17 protein-coding genes are annotated in these 20,664 nt (G+C 61.9%); 6 read left to right on the forward strand and 11 right to left on the reverse strand.

Annotated features, from left to right (window positions below; all coding sequences use genetic code 11):
- Positions 1–19: 19 nt before the first annotated feature.
- The 4 genes from ACJ8IJ_RS00395 to tetR all read right to left on the reverse strand — a co-directional run bounded on the left by ACJ8IJ_RS00395 (position 20) and on the right by tetR (position 4,892).
- On the reverse strand, positions 20–1,318 hold the full coding sequence (locus ACJ8IJ_RS00395) for a c-type cytochrome (RefSeq protein ID WP_442518160.1): 1,299 nt from the start codon (positions 1,316–1,318) through the stop codon (positions 20–22).
- Positions 1,319–1,346: 28 nt separating this feature from the next.
- Positions 1,347–3,605, reverse strand: a complete 2,259-nt coding sequence (locus ACJ8IJ_RS00400; protein WP_442518161.1) for a molybdopterin cofactor-binding domain-containing protein — start codon at positions 3,603–3,605, stop codon at positions 1,347–1,349.
- The gene (locus ACJ8IJ_RS00405; protein WP_442518162.1) at positions 3,602–4,075 is read right to left on the reverse strand and encodes a (2Fe-2S)-binding protein; all 474 of its coding nucleotides are present in this window, start codon (positions 4,073–4,075) and stop codon (positions 3,602–3,604) included. Before ACJ8IJ_RS00405 ends, ACJ8IJ_RS00400 begins: the two co-directional genes overlap by 4 nt.
- Positions 4,076–4,250: 175 nt before the next feature.
- A complete protein-coding gene (tetR, locus tag ACJ8IJ_RS00410; protein WP_004938056.1) occupies positions 4,251–4,892 on the reverse strand; it encodes a tetracycline resistance transcriptional repressor TetR in 642 nt (213 codons plus the stop codon).
- A gap of 64 nt (positions 4,893–4,956) precedes the next feature.
- On the opposite strand from tetR, the gene tet(41) reads away from it, so the two are divergent.
- The 4 genes from tet(41) (at position 4,957) to ACJ8IJ_RS00430 (ending at position 9,846) form a co-directional block, all read left to right on the forward strand.
- Positions 4,957–6,135 (forward strand): tetracycline efflux MFS transporter Tet(41), encoded by a 1,179-nt coding sequence (tet(41), locus tag ACJ8IJ_RS00415; protein ID WP_442518163.1) that lies wholly within the window; start codon positions 4,957–4,959, stop codon positions 6,133–6,135.
- A gap of 197 nt (positions 6,136–6,332) precedes the next feature.
- Complete coding sequence (locus tag ACJ8IJ_RS00420; RefSeq protein ID WP_171403682.1) at positions 6,333–7,289, forward strand: sulfonate ABC transporter substrate-binding protein; 957 nt, start codon at positions 6,333–6,335, stop codon at positions 7,287–7,289.
- Positions 7,290–7,546: 257 nt separating this feature from the next.
- Positions 7,547–8,281, forward strand: a complete 735-nt coding sequence (locus ACJ8IJ_RS00425; protein ID WP_004938065.1) for a MurR/RpiR family transcriptional regulator — start codon at positions 7,547–7,549, stop codon at positions 8,279–8,281.
- Between the two features lie 128 nt (positions 8,282–8,409).
- Positions 8,410–9,846, forward strand: a complete 1,437-nt coding sequence (locus tag ACJ8IJ_RS00430; protein ID WP_031299656.1) for a 6-phospho-beta-glucosidase — start codon at positions 8,410–8,412, stop codon at positions 9,844–9,846.
- A gap of 54 nt (positions 9,847–9,900) precedes the next feature.
- Here ACJ8IJ_RS00430 and ACJ8IJ_RS00435 read toward each other — a convergent pair whose 3' ends face one another.
- The 5 genes from ACJ8IJ_RS00435 to ACJ8IJ_RS00455 form a co-directional block, all read right to left on the reverse strand.
- Positions 9,901–11,238, reverse strand: coding sequence for a D-serine ammonia-lyase (locus ACJ8IJ_RS00435; RefSeq protein ID WP_442518164.1), 1,338 nt, complete (start codon positions 11,236–11,238; stop codon positions 9,901–9,903).
- Positions 11,239–11,346: 108 nt separating this feature from the next.
- Positions 11,347–12,036, reverse strand: a complete 690-nt coding sequence (locus ACJ8IJ_RS00440) for a VIT1/CCC1 transporter family protein (protein WP_044031195.1) — start codon at positions 12,034–12,036, stop codon at positions 11,347–11,349.
- 27 nt (positions 12,037–12,063) lie between these two features.
- On the reverse strand, positions 12,064–12,537 hold the full coding sequence (locus ACJ8IJ_RS00445) for a VOC family protein (protein ID WP_004938077.1): 474 nt from the start codon (positions 12,535–12,537) through the stop codon (positions 12,064–12,066).
- An 11-nt stretch (positions 12,538–12,548) separates the two neighbouring features.
- Complete coding sequence (locus ACJ8IJ_RS00450; RefSeq protein ID WP_004938082.1) at positions 12,549–12,899, reverse strand: DUF1428 domain-containing protein; 351 nt, start codon at positions 12,897–12,899, stop codon at positions 12,549–12,551.
- A 104-nt stretch (positions 12,900–13,003) separates the two neighbouring features.
- Positions 13,004–14,446, reverse strand: a complete 1,443-nt coding sequence (locus ACJ8IJ_RS00455; protein ID WP_049188938.1) for a GGDEF domain-containing protein — start codon at positions 14,444–14,446, stop codon at positions 13,004–13,006.
- Positions 14,447–14,834: 388 nt separating this feature from the next.
- Between ACJ8IJ_RS00455 and ACJ8IJ_RS00460 the strand changes: the two genes are divergently transcribed.
- Positions 14,835–16,973: a TonB-dependent siderophore receptor gene (locus ACJ8IJ_RS00460; RefSeq protein WP_442518165.1), complete on the forward strand. Its 2,139-nt coding sequence runs from the start codon at positions 14,835–14,837 to the stop codon at positions 16,971–16,973.
- 4 nt (positions 16,974–16,977) lie between these two features.
- Here ACJ8IJ_RS00460 and ACJ8IJ_RS00465 read toward each other — a convergent pair whose 3' ends face one another.
- Entirely contained in the window at positions 16,978–17,826 is an 849-nt protein-coding gene (locus ACJ8IJ_RS00465) for an alpha/beta fold hydrolase (RefSeq protein WP_265260696.1), read from the reverse strand.
- Between the two features lie 114 nt (positions 17,827–17,940).
- Between ACJ8IJ_RS00465 and ACJ8IJ_RS00470 the strand changes: the two genes are divergently transcribed.
- Positions 17,941–18,123, forward strand: coding sequence for a hypothetical protein (locus tag ACJ8IJ_RS00470; RefSeq protein ID WP_004938091.1), 183 nt, complete (start codon positions 17,941–17,943; stop codon positions 18,121–18,123).
- Between the two features lie 48 nt (positions 18,124–18,171).
- On the opposite strand, the gene ACJ8IJ_RS00475 is transcribed toward ACJ8IJ_RS00470, so the two are convergent.
- Entirely contained in the window at positions 18,172–20,601 is a 2,430-nt protein-coding gene (locus tag ACJ8IJ_RS00475; protein WP_265260697.1) for a DUF3772 domain-containing protein, read from the reverse strand.
- Positions 20,602–20,664: the final 63 nt, after the last annotated feature.

The raw sequence follows: 20,664 nt of genomic DNA on the forward strand, positions 1-20,664 counted from the left end.
GCTGTCCAGCCCCCGGCGGCTATTTCTGCGCGGTTTCGGCGCGCAAGCGGCCGACCTGCGCCGCCAGGTCCGGCCACGGCGCCTGACCGGCGTAATGCTGCCGCAGGTAGTTGAGCAGGATGGCGATCTGCGCGTCATTCAGGTTATGGCGAAAGCCTGGCATATAGCCCAGCTCGGCGTTCGCCGGCCGCTGTATGCCGTCCAGCACCACGCGAATGGCGTTGTCCGGCGCCTCGGCGAACAGGTTGGTATTCAGCGCCAGAGACGGGCGCACCCCCGCCATCTGCGCGCCTTTTTCCTGCGCATGGCACGCCATGCAGGCACCGGAAAACAGCCGCGCCCCTTGCGAACTCAGGGGCTCGACCTGGCGCTCCGCCTGAGCGTTCAAAGTTGCCGCCGCGGCCTGCGCCGCCGCTTCCGGATGATAGCTGCGCAGATAGACGGCGATCGCCTGCAGGTCGGCCTGCGGCAAGCGCGACAGCCCTTCTTCGATCACCGGCGCCATCGGGCCGGCGGCGACGCCGTGGTTGGCCGAGTAGCCGGTGCGCATGAAATCGACCAGATCCTGCTGTGACCAGGCGAGCGGCGCGGGCGAGCGGCCGCTCAACGCCGGCGCCGTCCAGCCTTCCGCCACGCCGCCGGCCAGGTGCTCGCCGCCGGTTTTCTCGCCGAACAGCACGTTGCGCGGTGAGTGGCAGGCGCTGCAGTGCCCCAACCCTTCGACCAGGTACGCGCCGCGGTTCCAGTCGGCGCTTTGGGCTGACTGTTCCGGCAACGCCCCCGGCGTCAGGAACAGCAGGTTCCAGGCGAAGATGCCCTGGCGAATGTTGAACGGAAAGTGCAGATCGGTGGCCGGCGGCCGGTACTTGACCGGCGGCTGCGACATCAGATAGGCATACAGCGCCTGCAGATCGTCGTCGCGGGTGCGGGTAAAGGCGGTATAGGGAAACGCCGGATAGAGATAGCGGCCCTGGCGATCGACGCCGTGGCGCATGGCGCGTTCGAACGCCGCGTAGCTCCAGCTGCCGATGCCGGTTTCCACGTCCGGCGTGATGTTGGTGGTGTAAATGGTGCCGAAGGGGATCTCCATCGCCAGCCCGCCGGCGTTGCGCTCGCCGCCCGCACGGGTGTGGCACACCGCGCAGTCGCCGAGATCGGCCAACGTTTTGCCGCGCGCGATCTGCGCCTCGCTGAAACTGTGGGTCGCATCGGCGGCGAGCGGCGCAATCTCCGGCTGCCAACTGGCGACCACGCCGGCGACCACCACGGCGATCACCGTGACGCCACCCCACCCGACGATTTTTTTCATCTTACTCATCTTTGCTGTCCTTGTTCGTTACGGGGGGTTAATGGCCGGCCTGAGCGCGCAGCGCGGCGAGCACCCGCGCCGGTGTGAACGGCACCTCGCGCAGGCGCACGCCGAGGGCGTCAAACAGCGCGTTGCCGATCGCCGCCGCACTCGGCACCGAGGCGGACTCTCCTGCGCCCATCGGCGCTTCGTCCGGGCGGTCGATCAGCTGGATATCGACCTGCGGCAATTCGTCGAAGCGCAGGATCGGATAGCCGCCCCAGTCCAATGACGTCACGCCCGACGCGTTGAAGGTCACAAACTCTTTCAGCACCCGGCTGGCGGACTGGATAATGTTGCCGTGCACCTGATGGCGCACCCCGGCCGGATTGATCATCCGGCCGCAATCATGCGCCACGAAGATTTTATCGAGCGTGATCTGCCCGGAAAGGCGATTGACGCTGAGATCGCACACCCAGGCCGCCCAGGCGGCGCCAAAGCCGGGAAATTTGCTGTGGAAATAGCGCGCATAGGCGAAGCCGCGGCCGCTCACCACTTCGGCGCCGGCGGCGCGTGACCGGTGCGCCGGGCCGTCTTGCCAGTTCGCCTGGCGCTTCAGGGCCTCAATCAAGGCCACCGCGCGCGGATCGTTCAGGTAACGCAGGCGAAACGCGATCGGATCCTCGCCGGCACGCCAGGCCAGCTCGTCGATCCAGGACTCATGGGCGAACACGTTGGGCAGCGCCGAAACCCCGCGCATCCACGAGGCCCGCACGATCGGCGCGGCGTCCTGGCAAATCACCCGCATGTGCGGATACTCGTATTGCGGAATGGCGGTGCGATCGCCCATCTGTTGCACGTCAGCCCGGTTGGCCACCTTGCCGGTCAACACCAGCGGCAAGGTCACCGCATTGTTGGAGGGATAGCTGGTTTTCAACTCGTAGGCCGCCACTCGGTTTTGCGCGTCGAGGCCGCCGCGCACCCGGATCAACTGACCGGTGCCCTTCGGCTCCCAGCCGGATTCCTGTTCGCGCATCAGCTGCACCCGCACCGGGCGGCCGGTCGCCCGCGCCAACAGCGCCGCGTCCGCCGAGACGTCGTCGGCGCAGTTGCGGCCATAGCAGCCGGAGGCCTCCATGCGGGTGATATGCACCTGCTCAGACGGCAACTCGAGCAGCGTGGCGATATCTTTACGCAGATCGTGCGGGTTTTGCGTGCCGGACCACACCTGCGCCCGCCCGTCTTTAACCTCCGCCACTGCGCAGGAAGGGCCGATCGAGGCGTGCTGATGGTAAGGCCAGACATAGTCCGCCCGCACTTCGGTATGCAGCAATGCCAGCGCGTCGTCCGTGCCCGCATCGTCGCGCAGCACGCGGTCGGTTTTCGGGTTGGCTTCCAGCGCGGCGGGCAGCGCCTCCGGCGACAGGTCCGGCAGGCCGGCCCAGGGTTTCCATTCGGTTTTCAGCCGGCGCATGGCGGCGATCGCCTGCTCTTCGCGCTCGGCCACAATGCCGATGAAATCGTTGATCACCACCAGTTTCACGATGCCCGGCAGATGCGCGATCGAACTTTCATCCACCGACAACAGGCCGCCGCCCAGCGGCGCGCTGCTGTCGGCGCCTGCGTAAGGCGGGCGCACCACCCGGCCATGCAGCATGCCGGGCAAACGCAGATCGTGCACGTAGGTCAGCGCGCCGCTCACTTTGGCCGGAATATCGACCCGGGCGACGGTGCGGCCGACATAGCGGTTCTGCTGTTCACCGTTCAGCGGCACGTTTTTATCCAGCGCCACGTGCAGATTCTGCCCGCTCGCCAGCTGCGCATAGCTCAAGGCGCGCCCCGGATTCTTGGTCACAAACACCTGCCCCGCCGCCGCCGTCAGCTGGTCGGCCGGTAGTTCGAATGCTTTGGCCGCCAGCGCCGTCAGCATATGCCGCACCTGCGCCGCCGCCTGGCGCAGCGGCACCGACGTCACCTGAAGGGTGGCGCTGGCGATAGTTGGCCCCTGATCCGGCGTGCGTTGCGTATCGCCGAGGATCATCGTGACGTGCTCGAACGGCACGCAAATTTCGTCGGCGACGATCTGCGCCAGCGCGGTGCGAATGCCGGTGCCAAGATCGACGTGGCCGTTGAAGGCCGTCACCCGGCCGTCGGCGGTGAGGCTGATAAAACTGTCTACCCTGTCCAGCGGCAGATCGGCGGGCGTTGAGGCGGGTTCGGCGGCGAAGGCGTTAAACGGCGCGGGCAGCAGGCTGCTGACCATCACCACACCGCCGGCCTGCAGCAGCTGGCGGCGGGTCAGTTCGAGGCGGCTCATGCTTGCCTCCGTGCAGCCAGCAGCGCGCGGGCGCGTTCGGCGGCGCGCAAGATCTCAAGATGAGTGCCGCAGCGGCACAGGTTGTAGGCCAGCTCTTTCTTGATCGCCTGTTCGTCCGCCTCGGGTTCACGTTCGAACAGCGCGACCAGCGTCATGATCATGCCGCTGACGCAGTAGCCGCATTGCGCCGCCTGCTCATCGATAAATCCTTGCTGCACCGGGTGCGGCGTTTCCGGCGTGCCCAGGCCTTCCAGCGTGGTGACGGACTTGCTTCCTACCGCGGCCAGCGGCATTGAGCAGGAGCGAGCGGCGACGCCGTCGATAAGAACGGTGCAGGCGCCGCACTCCCCCAGGCCGCAGCCGTATTTGGGGCCATTCAAGTGCAGATCGTTGCGTAACACGTACAACAGCGGGGTCTCGGGCGAGATATCGCCGAGTGGAACCACCCGGCCATTAACATTGATTTCCATGGTGAAACTATCCCTTAAACAAACGGATTTAATCCGTAACATCACTGCGTCGAATAATTGAGCAGCATGCTAATAATTATCATCAAAAGACTTGATAATGTTAAGGGAATGTAGCCGCCATGGCTTTAACGAAAAGTGGGTATTTTCTATAAATTTCCGATAGATAAGCCCGGTTTTATGATTGCGTCCCGTGATTATTGGCGTTCGTCAACGCGGCCTCGGCACCGTCGACCAACAGCCGCACGCTGGCTTCGAACAGCGCGTCTGCGCCCTTATCCTGTAAAGTTTCCCAGCCTTCGCACAGCAGCGGGTAACGCTGGCGATCGGCGTCATTCAGCGTATCGTCCGGCTGCATTTGCTGCTCTTCCAGCACCCAGCCTACGACGAAGCGCCCGACGGCGAACAGCAAATTCACCGCGCGTTCAGGCGTCAAGCCCGCCCGGCACAGCAGCGCCACCTTGGCCTCGATAATGGCGAATTGCGGCTCCTGCGGCCGGGTGCCGGCATGCAGACGCGCGCCGTCGCGGTAAGCCAGCAGAGCCCGACGGAAATTGCTCGCATTGGTGACGACCCAATCCTGCCAGGCCATATCGGCGGGCAGTTCTTCACGGTGATCCAACATGATGGTTTCCGCCATCGCTTTCAACAGCTCGGCTTTGTTCTTGAAATGCCAATAGAGCGTGGGAGATTGCACGCCGAGATGTTGCGCCAGGCGACGGGTGCTCAGAGCATCGATGCCGATTTCATTCAGCAGCGCCAGCGCTCCGCGCAGGACGGTTTCACGCGTTAAACGTATCGCAGTATTTTTTTCGCTCATCTCTCTATCACTGATAGGGTAACTGTGGAATACTCAATACTCTATCACTGTTAGAGTCACAATCTTGAAAAAACCTATGCTGGTTATTTTGTTGACGGTGTTGCTGGATGCGGTGGGCATCGGTCTGATCATGCCGATCCTGCCGGCGCTGTTGCGCTCGCTGGGCGGTCTTGACGCCGGCAGCCTGCATTACGGTGCCCTGCTGGCGGCCTATGCGCTGATGCAATTCCTGTTTTCACCGATCCTCGGCGCGTTGAGCGATCGCTTCGGCCGGCGGCCGGTGCTGTTAATTTCACTCGCCGGCGCCGCGGCCGACTACCTGCTGATGGCGTTCGCGCCGACGCTGGCCTGGCTCTATCTGGGCCGGTTGCTGGCGGGCATCACCGGCGCCAACATGGCGGTCGCCACCGCTTACGTTACCGATATTACTCCTGCCGGCCAGCGCGCGCGGCGTTTCGGCCTGGTGGGCGCGGTGTTCGGCGTCGGCTTTATCGTCGGCCCGCTGCTCGGCGGTTCGCTGGGCGAGTGGCATCTGCATGCGCCCTTCCTGGCGGCGGCGGCGATGAATGCCCTCAACCTGGCGCTGGCATTTTTCCTGCTGCCGGAATCGCGTAAACCCCGCACCCGCGCCGCCGAGAAAATCCGCCTCAATCCCTTTTCGGCATTGCGACGGCTGCACGGCAAACCGGGCCTGCTGCCGCTGGCCGGCATTTACCTGATCATGGCGCTGGTTTCACAGGCGCCGGCCACGCTGTGGATTTTATACGGCCAGGATCGTTTCGGCTGGAGCATGATGGTGGCGGGCCTGTCGCTGGCCGGTTACGGCGCTTGCCACGCGCTGTCGCAGGCCTTCGCCATCGGCCCGCTGGTCGCGCGGCTCGGCGAACGCAAGGCGCTGCTGATCGGCCTGACCGCCGACGCGCTGGGCCTGGTGCTGTTATCGATCGCCACGCGCGGCTGGGCGCCCTTTGCGCTGCTGCCGTTCTTCGCCGCGGGCGGTATGGCGCTGCCCGCGCTGCAGGCGTTAATGGCGCAAAAGGTGGACGACGACCATCAGGGCGAACTGCAAGGGACGCTGGCCAGCATGGGCAGCCTGATCGGCGTCGCGGGGCCGCTGATGGCGACGGCGCTGTATGCCGCCACGCGCGATGTCTGGCCCGGCCTGGTCTGGGCGTTGGCCGCCGCCCTCTATCTGCTGGTGCCGCCGTTGCTGGCGCGTTCGCGCGAGCGTGACGCGGCATAGCGTAGAGATCCCCTTCTCCCGCTTAAGCTGATTTATGGCTAAGCAAGGCATTATTCAGCATAAGCGGGCGCTTTACACGCCAGTGCGCCGCTCATTATCATCGCCCTTATCCCGCCGCAGGAAAATTTAAATGCCGTTTCATGGCGTTACGCCCAGCGCGTATCGCTATTGTTCACTTCGCCTATCGGAAAATCAGGATGAGAAAACTCACAACGCCGCTGATCGCCGCCCTGCTGCTCGGCCTGCTTAGCCTGCCGGCCGGCGCGCAGGAGAAACCGCAACAAATCACCATCGGTTACCAGAAAGCCAACATTTTTGCGCTGCTGAAATACCGCGGCACGCTGGAGAAAACCCTGGAGCCGCAGGGCGTCAAGGTTCGCTGGATAGAATTCCCCGCCGGCCCGCAGATGTTAGAGGGGTTGAACGTCGGCAGCATCGATCTGGCGGCGACCGGCGACGCGCCGCCGGCCTTCGCGCAAGCCGCCAAGGCCGATCTGGTTTATTTGGCGCATTCGCCGCCCAGCCCGAAAACCGAAGCCATCGTGGTGCCGCAGGATTCGCCGATCCGCTCCGTGGCCGATCTGAAAGGCAAACGCGTGGCGTTGAACAAAGGGTCTGACGTCAATTACCTGCTGGTGAGCGCGCTGGAACAGGCCGGCTTGAGCTACAAGGACATCACGCCGGTCTATCTGCCGCCGAGCGATGCCCGCGCCGCCTTCCAGCGCGGCAGCGTCGACGCCTGGGTGATTTGGGATCCCTACTACGCCGAGGTGGAAACCCGCGCCAACGCCCGCCTGCTGAAAGACGCGGAGGGCCTGGTGCCGCACTATACCTTCTATCTCGCCAGCCGCCGCTTTGCCGAAACCTACCCGGACAGCGCCAAACAGGTGATTCAACAGCTCGGCGCGCTGAGCGACTGGGCCAACGAGCATCCACAGGAAGCGGCGGCGATCCTCGCTCAGAGCACCGGTCTGGATCAGGCCATTTGGGCCAGAGCCATCGCCCGCATGCCGTTCGGCAGCCAGCGCATGTCGCCGGAGGTGTTCAGACAGCAACAGCAGTTGGCGGATAAATTCACCGCCATCGGGCTGCTGCCGGTTAAGGTGGATGTCAACGCCGCCCGCTGGTCCGAAGATAAGCCCGAGGCGCCGTAGCCTTTGCCGCGCTTTGGCTTTAGAAAGCAGAAACCGGCATTTTGCCGCCGGCATCAGCTGGCCTATGCTAACCCTGTGTGATGAAACGCGTTTTCATGGCATGTCTTCCGGAACGTTTTGCTTTATTTGTTCGTCGTGAACCCTGGGCCGCCCCTGACTGGTGCGGCTTTTCTTTTTGTTCGGCAGTGTCGGCGGCGGCGAATTTTGCTATGGTAACCCGCAGATAAATGTCCCGTTTTCAGCCGCCGGATCGACCCATGTTTACCCATAAAGCAATCGCCGAGCTCAACGCCCTGGAGCTGATGGTTTATAACTACGTCAGCAAACACAAAAATCAAGTGATGTACATGACCATCCGCGAGCTGGCCGAGGCCGCCGGCGTATCCACCACTACCGTGCTGCGATTTTGCAAAAAAATGGGTTGCGACGGTTATTCAGAATTTCGCATCCGTTTCAAACTGTATCTGGAGCAAAGCGATGCGCCGCCGGTCGATTCCGGCATCGGCGAAATTCTCAGTTTTTTTAAAAGCGTCAGCAACGACGAATTTAATCAGTTACTCGATGAAGCGGCGCATCATATCGCCGCCGCCGAGCGGATTATTTTCGTCGGCATCAGCACCTCTGGCGCCTTGGGGAAATATGGCGCGCGTTTCTTTTCCAACGTCGGGAAATTCAGCACCCATATCGACGATCCTTATTATCCCGTCAACAGCGATATGTATAAAAACGCGGTGGCGATCATGCTGTCGGTTTCCGGCGAAACCGAAGAGATCCTGCGGCTGGCCAGCCAATTCAGTCTGCACCACTGCAAGATCATCAGCATCACCAATAACGAAACCTCTTCGCTGGCGCGGCTGGCGGACTTTAATCTCTCCTACCACGTGCCGCAGCATTTGATCGGCGGCCATCACAATATCACCACGCAGATCCCCGTGCTTTACATTATTGAAACCATCGGCAAACGGCTTGGGCATATTAATTCGGCAAAATAAAACAGGCTGTTTTTTTATTGTGACAAATCACTTTGTCCGGCGATTTGTTATATCGTGACATTTCTTTTGGTCTTGTTACTCTATTGGCAATGCGAACGTTATTATCCTTCATTAAATAAGATGAGACATTGACGATGAAACAGTTGCCGAAAGATTTTCTGTGGGGAGGCGCGGTCGCCGCGCACCAGGTTGAAGGCGGTTGGGATCGGGGCGGCAAAGGCCCAAGCATCGCCGACGTGCTGTCCGGCGGTTCGCACGGCGTCGATCGCGTTATGACCGACGGCGTGCTCGACGGCTACCGTTACCCCAACCATGAAGCGGTGGACTTCTACGGCCGCTACAAACAGGACGTGGCGCTGTTCGCCGAGATGGGCTTCAAGTGTTTTCGCACCTCGATCGCCTGGACGCGCATCTTCCCGAACGGCGACGAAGCAACGCCAAACGAGGCCGGCCTGCAGTTTTACGACGATCTGTTCGACGAGTTGCTGAAATACGGCATCCAGCCGGTGATCACCCTGTCGCACTTCGAAATGCCTTACCATTTGGTGAAAACCTACGGCGGCTGGAAAAACCGCCGGGTGGTGGAATTTTTCGTGCGCTTTAGCGAAGTGGTGATGCGCCGCTACCGCGAGAAGGTGAAGTACTGGATGACCTTCAACGAGATCAACAACCAGAGCAACTACCGCTACCCGCTGTTCGGCTACTGCTGTTCCGGCGTGGACTACACCCAGGAAGACAACCCGGAGCAGGCGCTGTACCAGGTATTACACCACCAGTTCGTCGCCAGCGCGCAGGTGGTCAAACTCGGCCATCAGATCAACCCGGAGTTCAAGATCGGCTGCATGCTGGCCTGCGTGCCGTTCTACCCTTATTCCTGCAAGCCGGACGACGTGATGTACGCCGTGGAGGCGATGCACCAGCGCTATCTGTACACCGACGTGCAGATGCGTGGCTACTACCCAAGCTATCTGCTGCGCGACTGGGAACGCAAAGGGCTGAAGATCGAGATGCAGCCGCAGGACGCACAGATCCTGCGCGAGGGCTGCACCGACTACATCGGCTTCAGCTATTACATGAGCAACGCGCTGCAGGCCAACGCAGTGGAAGGCAGCGACGGCATGTTCGGCTTCCCGGGCAACGTGCCGAACCCGCACGTCAAGGCTTCCGACTGGGGCTGGCAGATCGATCCGGTCGGGCTGCGCTACTCGCTGAACGTATTGTATGAACGTTACCAGAAACCGCTGTTTATCGTGGAGAACGGCTTCGGCGCCTTCGACAAGGTGGAAGCGGACGGCCAGATCAACGATGACTATCGCATCGACTATCTGCGCGCCCATATCGAAGAGATGAAAAAAGCGGTGATTGAAGACGGCGTAGACCTGATCGGCTATACGCCGTGGGGCTGCATTGACTGCGTATCGTTCACCACCGGCGAGTACAGCAAGCGCTACGGCTTTATCTACGTCGATAAACACGACGACGGCACCGGCACGCTCGAACGTTCGCGCAAGAAAAGCTTCGACTGGTATCGCCGGGTGATCGCCAGCAACGGCGAACAGCTTTAACCGCACGGCAGACCAATCAGGGGCGATGTTCGCCCCTTTTTACTTTATTGCGCCTTACTCCGCCGTCTGCCCGGCGGCGAGGTACTTCGCCATTTCCGGCGGCGGCACCATGCCGCCGCCGGTCGCCCACACCAGATGCGTCGCCTGCGCCAGGCTTTCCGCGCTCACCCCTTGCCCGCTAAGCTGTTGCGCATTGGCCTCCATGCGCCACGGCCCGGCCATGCCCGCCAGGGCGGAGGGTTCCAGCTGGATATGCTCGTGCCTGTCCAACAACCCGAGCAATGCGAACATCTCTTCGTCGCTCAGCGTGTAAAATGCGCTCAGCAGGCGCTCCATCGCCCGGCCGACAAAACCCGAGGCGCGCCCCACCGCCAGCCCATCCGCCGCCGTGCGGTTGTCGATGCCGAGATCTTGCACCGCAATGCCGTCATGCAACCCGCTGTAGACGCCGAGCAGCATGCAGGGGGAATGGGTCGGTTCGGCGAAAATGCAGTGAACGTGATCGCCGAACGCCAGCTTGAGGCCAAAGGCCACACCGCCCGGCCCGCCGCCGACGCCGCACGGCAGATACACGAACAGCGGATGCTGCGCGTCCACCACAATACCCTGTTCAGCAAACTGCCGCTTCAGGCGGCCACCCGCCACCGCGTAGCCGAGGAACAGGGTTTGCGAATTTTCATCGTCGATAAAGAAGCAATTCGGATCGTTCGCCGCCTGTTGGCGCCCTTGCTCGACCGCCACGCCGTAATCGTCAGCGTATTCCACCACCGTCACGCCATTGTCGCGCAGCTTCTGTTTTTTCCACTCTCGCGCATCCGCCGACATGTGCACGCTGACATCAAATCCCAGGCGGGCGCTGATGATACCGATGGATAATCCCAGATTGCCGGTTGATCCGACGGCGATGCGGTACTGGCGGAAGAACTGACGAAACGCGTCGGAACACAGCCGGGCGTAGTCGTCGCCGATCTGTAGCAGCCCCGCCTCCAGCGCCAGCTTCTCCGCGTGCGTCAGCACCTCATAGATGCCGCCGCGCGCTTTGATTGAACCGGAAATCGGCAGATGGCTGTCCTTTTTCAATAGCAGACGCCCGCCCAACGCCTGCCCATAGCGCCGATCCAACGCGAGCTGCATGGCCGGGATCGCCACCAGTTCGGATTCGATGATCCCCTTTGTCGGTTGGGTTTCCGAGAAGGCCGCGGCAAGATAAGGCGCGAAACGCGCCAGGCGCTGCTCGGCTTCGGCCACGTCGGCGGCGGTCAGGCCGACATGGGGCAAGCCGGCGGCCAGCGTTGTCGCGCGCGGATTGAACCAGGTGATCGGCGCGAGGGCGACCATTCGTTGCAACAGCGGATGCTGCGCAACCCGCGGTTGGATCTGTGATTTTTGCATAAGAGTCCCTGACTGATTTGGCGTTGCCGTCACCATGCCGTGAACGCCGGCGGCTGACAAATGATAAATTCTGAGTTTGAGGTGCAATAGATTGATGCAAACGCGGCGTTAGCCTGCCGTCACGCCAAACAGCATGCCCACGCCTGAGGAGACCGCCATCGCCAGCGCGCTCCAGATCAGAATACGCGCCACCCCCGGCAAGATCGGCGCCCCGCCGGTTTTCGCGGCGATGCCGCCGAGAACGCCGAGGGAAATCAGCGCCGACGCCACCAGCGCCGGTCGCGTCCAGGCAACCGGCACCCACAGCGCCACCAGCAGCGGCAACAGCGCGCCGAGGGAGAAACTCAGGGCCGACGCCAACGCAGCCTGCAGCGGCCGGGCGCGGGTGGCGGAGGAAATGCCCAGCTCGTCGCGCGCGTGCGCCTCCAGCGCATCATGCGCCATCAGCTTTTCCGCCACCTGCCGGGCCAGCGCCGGATCCAGCCCGCGATGCACGTAGATTGACGTCAGTTCGCGAAACTCCCCCGGATAGTCTTCGAGCAACTCCGCCTGCTCTTCCGCCAGCGCGGCCTTTTCGGTATCCGCCTGCGACGAGACCGACACATACTCACCGGTCGCCATCGACATCGCCCCGGCCACCCACCCGGCGACGCCGGCGATCATCAGCGCGGAATGCGAGGCGCTGGCCGCCGCGACGCCCAGCAGCAGGCTGGCCGTTGAAACGATGCCGTCGTTGGCGCCGAGCACCGCCGCCCGCAGCCAGCCGATGCGTTCAATACTGTGCCGTTCTCGGTGCATCCGTTCTCTCCCTCTGTGACTGTTGCGCTACTCGCGCGCCGCCGCTTCCAGCCCGGCGATGTCGATTTTGCCCATCAGCAGCATCGCTTCCGTGACCCGCCGCACGCGGGCGGCGTCGGGATCGTTCATCAACTCCGTCAGCCGCCGCGGCACAATTTGCCAGCACAGCCCCCAGCGATCGCGCAGCCAGCCGCACTGCTCCGCCTCGCCGCCTTCGCTCAAGGCATCCCATAGCCGGTCGACTTCCGCCTGATCGTCACATTCCACCATCACGGAGAAACTGTGGTTGAACGGATCCAGCGGCCCGGCTTCGATCGCCGCGTAGCGCTGGTCCCCCAGCGTGAAAGAAGCCAGTTTCACGCTGCCGGCCGGGCCGCTCGGCGTATCCGCCGGCAGGTCGGAAAACCAGTTCACGGACGAACCGGGGATCAGCGCGACATAGCAATTCAGCGCCGCTTCCATGTCCTTTTCAAACCACAGATGTTGCGTAATTCTGGCCATTTGCGCCTCCTTTACGCATCGAGGATCGGCGCGAACCCGCCAAAGATCATGCGTTTGCCGTCGAACGGCATCTCACCCAGCGCCTTCATGCGCGGATCGTTCATCATTTTCTCGTTGGCGGCGTCGCGCACCGCTTTGGAGGGGTACTCTATCCAGCTGAACACCACCACTTCACCTTCTTGCGCCTTCACCGCGCCACGAAAGTCGGTGAGCTTGCCGTCGGGCACGTCATCGCCCCAGCACTCCACGATGCGCGTGGCGCCAAACTCTTTGAACAGCGGCGCTGCCGCCGCCGCCAACCGGTGATAAGCCTCCTTATTGGCGGCCGGCACTGCCACCACAAACCCGTCTACGTATTTCATCCTGGTATCCTCTTGTCTGATTAAGGACAGTCGGTTCAGCGCGGGCGACGTTGCCTGCGCCCCCTACCAGTTTAGACGGCGGGCGCGCAACCCGGATCGGAAGTTCAGCGCTCAGGATCGTTCGGAGGGTAAGAGTCCGGCGTGGCGACCCGGTTACGGCCGGCGTTTTTCGCTTTGTATACCGCCAGATCCGCCAGTTTGAGCAGGTCGGCCAGGCTGTGGCCAGAACCGCCCGGGCAGGTCACCATGCCGATGCTGACGGTGATCTGCAGCGGATGGCCGGCCGGCATGGTGATCGATTCCGCCTCAATGCGTTGCCGCAGCCGTTCGGCCAGCTGCAACCCTTGCTGTGGCTGGCCGAGCGTCGAGACGATAGCGAACTCTTCGCCGCCCATGCGGCCGAACAGATCATCGACGCGCAAATCGGCGGCGATCGCACGGGTAAAGGCCATCAGCGCCTGATCGCCGCCGGCATGGCCGAAACGGTCATTAATCGACTTGAAATAGTCGATATCGAGCATCATGACGCACACCAGCTCGCCCTTTTGGTCTATCAACCGTTCGCCGCGCTGCATAAACGCATTGCGCGTCAGCACGTGCGTCAACGCATCGTGATTCGCCACGTGCTCCAGCGTGCGCAGCAGCGCATTGCGCGCATAGTTCATGCTGGCCACGGCGATGGGGCCCAGCGCCAGCAGCGCGATGCCCAAACGCATCGATACCGCGTTTTGCAACACCTTCATGTCGAGCGTCGAACTCAACAGCCCGAAATCGATAGCCAGATGGCACCAAAGCACATAGATCAGCACCGCAATCATGGTGCAGAACAGTGAGAAGGACATCGCCAGCCACAGCAGCACCGGCATGGGAAAGATCACCGCCCCGGGGCCGCCGATCAGCACGCTGCACACCGCCGCCAGCAACAGCAGCGCCAACACCGTGAGTTTTCGCCCCGCCCGCGGCCATTGGCTGCGCTGGGTGAACATGGCGCCGGCCGCCGCAAGGCGACGTCGCCAATCGCCGGGAAACGCCAGAATAAACGGCATCAGCGTGACGTAATTGGTGAACTCGGACGAGAACCACAGCGCCAGCGAGGTCAGATAGGGTCTGCCGAACAGCCACTGCGAAGTTGCGGCGCCCACCGCGCCGGTCGCGGCGGCGGCGGCCAGGCAGATGCCGAACAGGTACATGCTGGACGTGCCGCGTTGCAACATGCGCGCCGGCGGCGACAGCCGCATGAACAACAGATACCCCACCACGACGCCGGTCAGATTGGCGACGTTCAGCAGCAGCGTCTTTTGCAGCGAACTGCCGGTCAACAGATCCGCCGCCAGATAGCCCAGCACCGCCATGCCCCAGCCGGCCCGCGTAGCCCACTGTGGCCGACGCACCAAAACGGCCAGCAGTACGGCGTTCACCGGCCAGAATATCGCCAGAAAGCTGCCGGGACGACTCACGATGCCCAGCAGACACAGGGTGAACACCAACAAAAAAATGATGAGCGCGGGCCAGATTTTCCGGGTATCAGACAACGAGGTGGTTTGCATCTTGGATCCAGAGACTTCTGCTGCGTAAGGTGACAATCTGTTCGTGTCACAACCGTCGGCGGTGAGGCGAAGATAAACGGCCGACCCGCCTATTATTGCCAGTTTTGCCTGCCCGGACACCTGTTTATTCATCAAGGGAAAATATATTTGTGTATCAATATATTGACAGAAATAACCCTTCCGGCGAACAAACTGCCACGCCCCTCCCGTCACTTCGATCGTTATTGCCATCCATCCGACTTTTTACCGGCAAAATCGCCGCCTTTTTCCCTAATGGCAAAATTAAATCGCGCAATGAAGGGATACCGGCATTCCCTCTCTATTCAAAACCTATAAATGATAATTATAATGATAATCGTTACTATTTATTATTTTTTCATGGAATTATATGCACCAGTCAGTTCTTCGCCACCCCACTAAAAGAAATAAAAATCACGTTCTTCGCACGCTGCCCCTGATTGCCGGTTTGTTCCCCGCGCTGGCGATCGCCGCCGTGCCCGGCGCAAAAACGGAGGAATCCATTACGGTGACCGCCGCGGCCCAGCCTTCCGGCAGCTATAGCGCCGACACCGCCTCGACCGCCGGCAAGACCGCCGCGCCGATCGCCGAGGTGCCGCAATCGGTCAGCGTCGTCACCTCTCAGGTCATTGACGACTTCCAGGTCAAAAGCGTCAATGAGGCGATGAAGTTCGTCAGCGGCGTCACCCAGGGCAACACGCTCGGCGGCACGGAGGATGGCTTCGTCAAGCGCGGGTTCGGGGTTAACTCCGACGGCTCGATCTTCATCGACGGCGTGCGCAGTAACCAAGGGCTGAGCATGGACGCCACCACCGATCGCGTCGAGGTCCTGAAAGGTTCCGCGTCGCTGCTGTATGGCATCCTCAGCCCCGGCGGCGTCATCAATCTGATCGGTAAAAAACCGCAGTATGACTGGAACACCCGTATCAGCGGCGCCACCAACAGTTTTGGCGGCGGCAGCGGCAGCGTCGATGTGACCGGCCCGCTGGGCGGCGGCTTCGCCTTTCGCCTGATCGCCGAACGCCAGCACGCAGATTACTGGCGCAATTTCGGCAGCGACGAACACACGCTGATCGCCCCCTCGCTCAGTTGGTTCGGCGACCAGGCTTCCTTTAACATCGCCTACAGCGAATACAAGTACGACATTCCTTACGATCGCGGCACCGCATTTATCGACGGGAAACCGGTCGATGTACCCTATGACCGCCGCTTGGATGACTACGCGAACCATGCCTGGGGCAAGAACAAACGTCTGAACGCCCATTATGAGTACGCGCTCGATCCGATCTGGACGACCCGGTTCAACTACGCCTGGCTGCAACGCCGTTACGACAGCAACGAAGTGCGCGCCACCGCGGTCGACACCACGACCGGCATCGTCTCGCGCCGCGCCGACGCCAACCGCGGTTTCAATCATCAAACCCACTATTACTCCTGGGATCTGACCGGTTCGCCGCAGCTGTTCGGCATGCAGCACGATCTGCTGCTGGGCGTGGACTACGAGAAAAATCAGACCTACAAGGCCTATTCCTACCGCGGCAAGGTCTCGAAGACCTTCAACATGTACGATCCGGTGTATGGCGAAACGCCGGTCACCGACAGCACCACCTACAGCGACGCGTCAAGCAACCTGCGCGCCACGCTGTTCAGCCGTTCGCTGTACGCCAAGGACAGCATTCATCTCACCGATCAATGGATCGCGGTGCTGGGCGCGCGCTATCAGTCGTATTACCAGAACAACAGCAACGGTTTCCAGAAACCGAAAAATACGCTCAATGACAAAGACGACCAGTTTTTGCCACAGGCGGGGTTGGTGTATAAGCTAACGCCGAGCCTGTCGCTGTACGGCAACTACAGCCGTTCGTTCACGCCGTCCACCGCCATCGACGACAATGGCGACGTCGCCACGCCGGAAACCGGCACCACCTATGAGGTGGGCGGAAAATGGCAGATCACCCCGGCGTTTGACGCCACGCTGGCGCTCTATCGCATTGATGAAAGCAACATGTCGATCTTTATCAACGGCGTGACCCGCAGCATCCCCAAAGCGCGCTCCACCGGCGTCGAACTGGAGTTGAACGGGGAAGTGGCGCGCAACTGGGATCTCACCGCCAACTACAGCTACGACAAGACCGAAATTGTCGAAGACAACCTCAACCCGGACAACGTCGGCAATCGGCTGGTCAACGCCCCAACCCACATGGGCGGCCTGTACCTCAGCCGCCGCATGACATTGCCGGTGGTGCCCGGCGAAGTGCGCATTGGCGGCGGCGCGCGCTACGTCGGTCGCCGCGCCGGCGATCCGGAGAACAGTTTCACCATGCCGGCCTATACCGTGGCGGATGCCTTTGTCGCCTGGGACAGCAAGCTGCTTGGGAAACATACCCAGCTGAAACTGAATGTGAAAAACCTGTTCAACCGCGAGTACTATGCCTCCAGCGCCGGTAATTTACGCGTGATTGAGGGTGAACCGCGCAGCCTGAGCCTGCAGGCGACGGTCGATTTCTAACCTGTCATGCCTTGGGCGCCGTTTGGCGCCCATTTTCTTTGCGTCGGCTGCGGCACATCACATCGGCGAGAAAATCCAGCAACGCGCGGTTGAACAGCGCGGGCCGCTGCAGCGGCGCGAAATGGCTGACGCCCGGCAGCGTCGTCAAACGGGCGCCGGGAATGCTGCGGCTAAGATAGGCGGCATGTTCGGCGCGGATAAACTCATCGTGTTCGCTGTGAACGATCGTCACCGGCACGCGAATGGTCGCCAATTCCTGCGCGGTATAGTTCGGCTGGCTGCTCATCATCAGGCTTACGGCGGAGACGAAGGGAGCGAAATCCTCTGGCGTCGGTGACAAGGCGGCATAGTCCTGCGCATGGCGCGCAAAGCAACGCTCGACGAGCAGACTGGACGGCGGCGGTTTAACCCCGCTGGCATCCATATTGCAGCCGAAGAAAAAGACGCCGTCCACCCGCTCGGGCGCCCGATGGGCGGCGATGAGCGCGACGCAGGCACCGTCGCTCCAGCCCGCCAGCGCGGCGTGGGGGATTTGCAGCGCCGCCATCACCGCCAACAGATCATCGGCCATCCGATCGTAACGATACGGCCGGGCGTCGCGCGTGCTGCGCCCGTGCCCGCGGCTGTCGATGACCAGCACGCCATACCCGGCGGCCAGCAGCGCCGGCAGCTGATACCCCCAGTTGCCGCTGTGGCCCAGGCCGCCGTGCAACAGGATCAGCGTCGGATCAGCGCCATAGGCCGCATACCAGATGTGCGCGCCATCGTGTTCGACAAAGCCCTGCCTGGAACCGGGCGGCAACGGCGGCGCGCCCTGCGCGGCAAAGCGGGTCAAATCGTCGTCGGTTTGCATCTTTCTCCCCTCATTCGCCGAGGTTGAGCATCAATACGGCATCCAGGGAGTATAGTTCGCAGCGGCAAGCGGTGCCGTTCGCTTTCCCGGCATATACTTAAAGGAGGAATCGCAATGGAGGACGGTGAGATGAAGAAGATAATTCTCGTGTTTTTGACGTTGATGCTGAGCGGTTGTATCGGCGGAGGCGGCGGCCCATCGAATGCGCCTTCGGCATCGCCAAATGAACCTTACACCTGCACCAAATCCAGCGCCAACAGCGACTGCTCGCAATCGGTGGAACCATCGATGTACTAGCCGCGTTCGGCGGGCCGTTGATAAACGACCCGCCGCCTCATGGCAGAACTAGGAAGAGTGTTCCTCTTCGTTAGCCTGATATCGTGTCGCCTGCTGCTTCATGAACACCACCTCCTGCGGGCTGGACAGGCTCACTTCCTGTGCGCGCAACAGCTTGAGGATATTGAACAGCAGTTCACTCTTGGTAGCGCCGACCATGCGCGGGCTCGGCACATAGCCAGTCACGCTCAGGATAATGCCGTCCGGCCCCAACTGGCTGAAGCGCACGTAAGGTGCCGGCGTCTCCAGAATGGTTTCGTACTCGTTGTAAGCGCTCAGCAGGATATTGCGCACCTGCTCCGGATCGATCGAGGTCGGGAACGTCAGCGCAATGGTCACCACGCCTTGCGCGTTGCCCATGGTGGCGTTACGCACATTCTGTGAGATCAGCTGCGAGTTCGGTACGATCATGGTGGAGCGGTCGCTGAGCTGAATTTCGGTGGCGCGTACGTTGATGCGCCGCACGTCGCCTTCCACGCCGCCGATGCCGATCATATCCCCGACCTTCACCGGGCGTTCGGTCAGCAGGATCAGGCCGGAAATAAAGTTCTTCACAATCTCCTGCAAACCGAAACCGATACCGACCGACAGGGCGCTGACGATCCACGCCAGGTTGCTCCACTGGATGCCCAGCGCCGCCAGGGTGATCAGAATGACCAGCACATAGCCGATATTGCTGAACAGCGTCACCAGCGAGGCGCGAATGCCGACGTCCGAAATGGTCTTCGGCAGCAGCTCAGAGCCCAGCCAGCGCCGCACCGCCCGCAGGATGTAGATGCCGATCGCCAGGCAGATCACGGCGTTGAGCAGGTTGCCGGGCACGATGTTGAAACGCTGCAAGCCTTCGCCGGTCAGGATGGAGACGATTTTCTCCATCAGCGAGCCCGGCGTGGTGCTGCCAAACGAGCCGTTGAACAACGCGACGATCATCAACAGCAACAGTGAACATTTGGCCAGCGCGGTGGTGATGATCGCCACCTGCTCCAGATGGCGATCCTTGAAGCTGAGCGTTTTCTTCAGCATCTTGCCGCTGACGGTCTGCGGCGAAAACAGCGCGGCGCACAGGTCAGTGGCGAACAGCACCATGAAGTAGAACGCCATCAGCACCAGCACCACCCAGATCAGCTGGTAGGTCAGGAAACGGGCGAAGGCGATGTAGCCGATAAGCAGGGAAAGCAGGATCACCACCGAACACACCAGGGTGACGATGTGCACCAGCCCGCCGACCAGCGTGCGTTTTTCCAGGTGCGCGCCCTGCTGCTCCAGACGGCGACGAATGCGCTGGCCGCGCAGCGGCGCCGCCAGCAGCACCATGCCGATCAGCCCCGCCACCAGGCCGTTGCCGAAGATGGTGGTGGCCAATGAGGCGCTGACGACGTTGTTGATCAGCTCCACGGTGCCGAACGCCAGTGCCAGGCCGGCCAGCAGCGGCGAGAAGTAACGCAGCCCGGCGGCCACTTCATTGTCCAGCGCAGCCAAACGCCAGGACGGGCGATTCAGCGACAGCGCCGCACGCCCCAGCCCGGCGATCAGCGCGCAGAAAATCCCCAGACGGTTAAAGCCTTCGGCGAAGTCTTCCAGCATCACCGGCAGCGGCTGCACGCGGATAAAGACGTAATACAGCAGGTTCAGCGCAATCGAGGTGGTGATCACCGTCACCGCCACGGTAATGATGGCCATAAAGCTGCGGCGCAGGCGCCCGTCCGGCAGGAAGCGAATGCTGACCCAGGCGAGGAAACGCTCGGACAAATAGCGCCCCCAGGACCAGACGATCACCGCCAGCGCCAGCAACGCCAGCGAGCCGTACCGCCATTCGTCCTGCCAACTGGCGTCCCAGGCCGCTTTCATCTCGGCGTTGAACTGGTCCAGCCGCTGCACGTCATCCGCTGACGGCTGCACGACCGGCGTCCAGAATTTGACGCCCAAAATGCTGCCGGTGTTCAGCGCCAGCTGGGTTTTGAACGCCACCCGGCGCAGATCGCTGATCTGCTGGCCCAGATCGAATGCGCTGGTCTTGATGGCCTGCGCGCGTTTTACCGCATCGTCCAACTGCTTCTTGCTGCTGTTCAGCGCATTGCGCTGCTGGGCGACGGCCGGGGTTTCCGGCAGCGCGCCGGCCGCCGGGGCCGGCCCCAGCACGTCCAACTGCGCCTGCAGTTTTTCCTGCACCGGCTGCAGATCGGCGGACAATTTATCCATGCTGGCGACCAGATCGTCCGTCGCCAACCGCAGCTTGCTGAGCTGGGTGTCGGTCGTCGCTTTGGAAACCAGCTGCTTCATGCTGTCCAACTGCTTTTGCGCGGCTTTCAGCTGCGTAGCGGGATCGGGCGCGCTTTCGGCGGCGGGATCATCCTGGGGGGCGGCGACGGCGGCGAACGGCGTCAGTTGCATACCCAACAGCAATAATAACAACAGCAGGAACGGGCGAGGCTTTAACATAAATTCAGTGCTCAGCATCATTATCTGATAGACAGACGAACGGGCGGCGGATGAACCGTCGCT

The organism is Serratia sp. CY40230 (genome assembly GCF_052168835.1).
Classification (GTDB): domain Bacteria; phylum Pseudomonadota; class Gammaproteobacteria; order Enterobacterales; family Enterobacteriaceae; genus Serratia; species Serratia nematodiphila.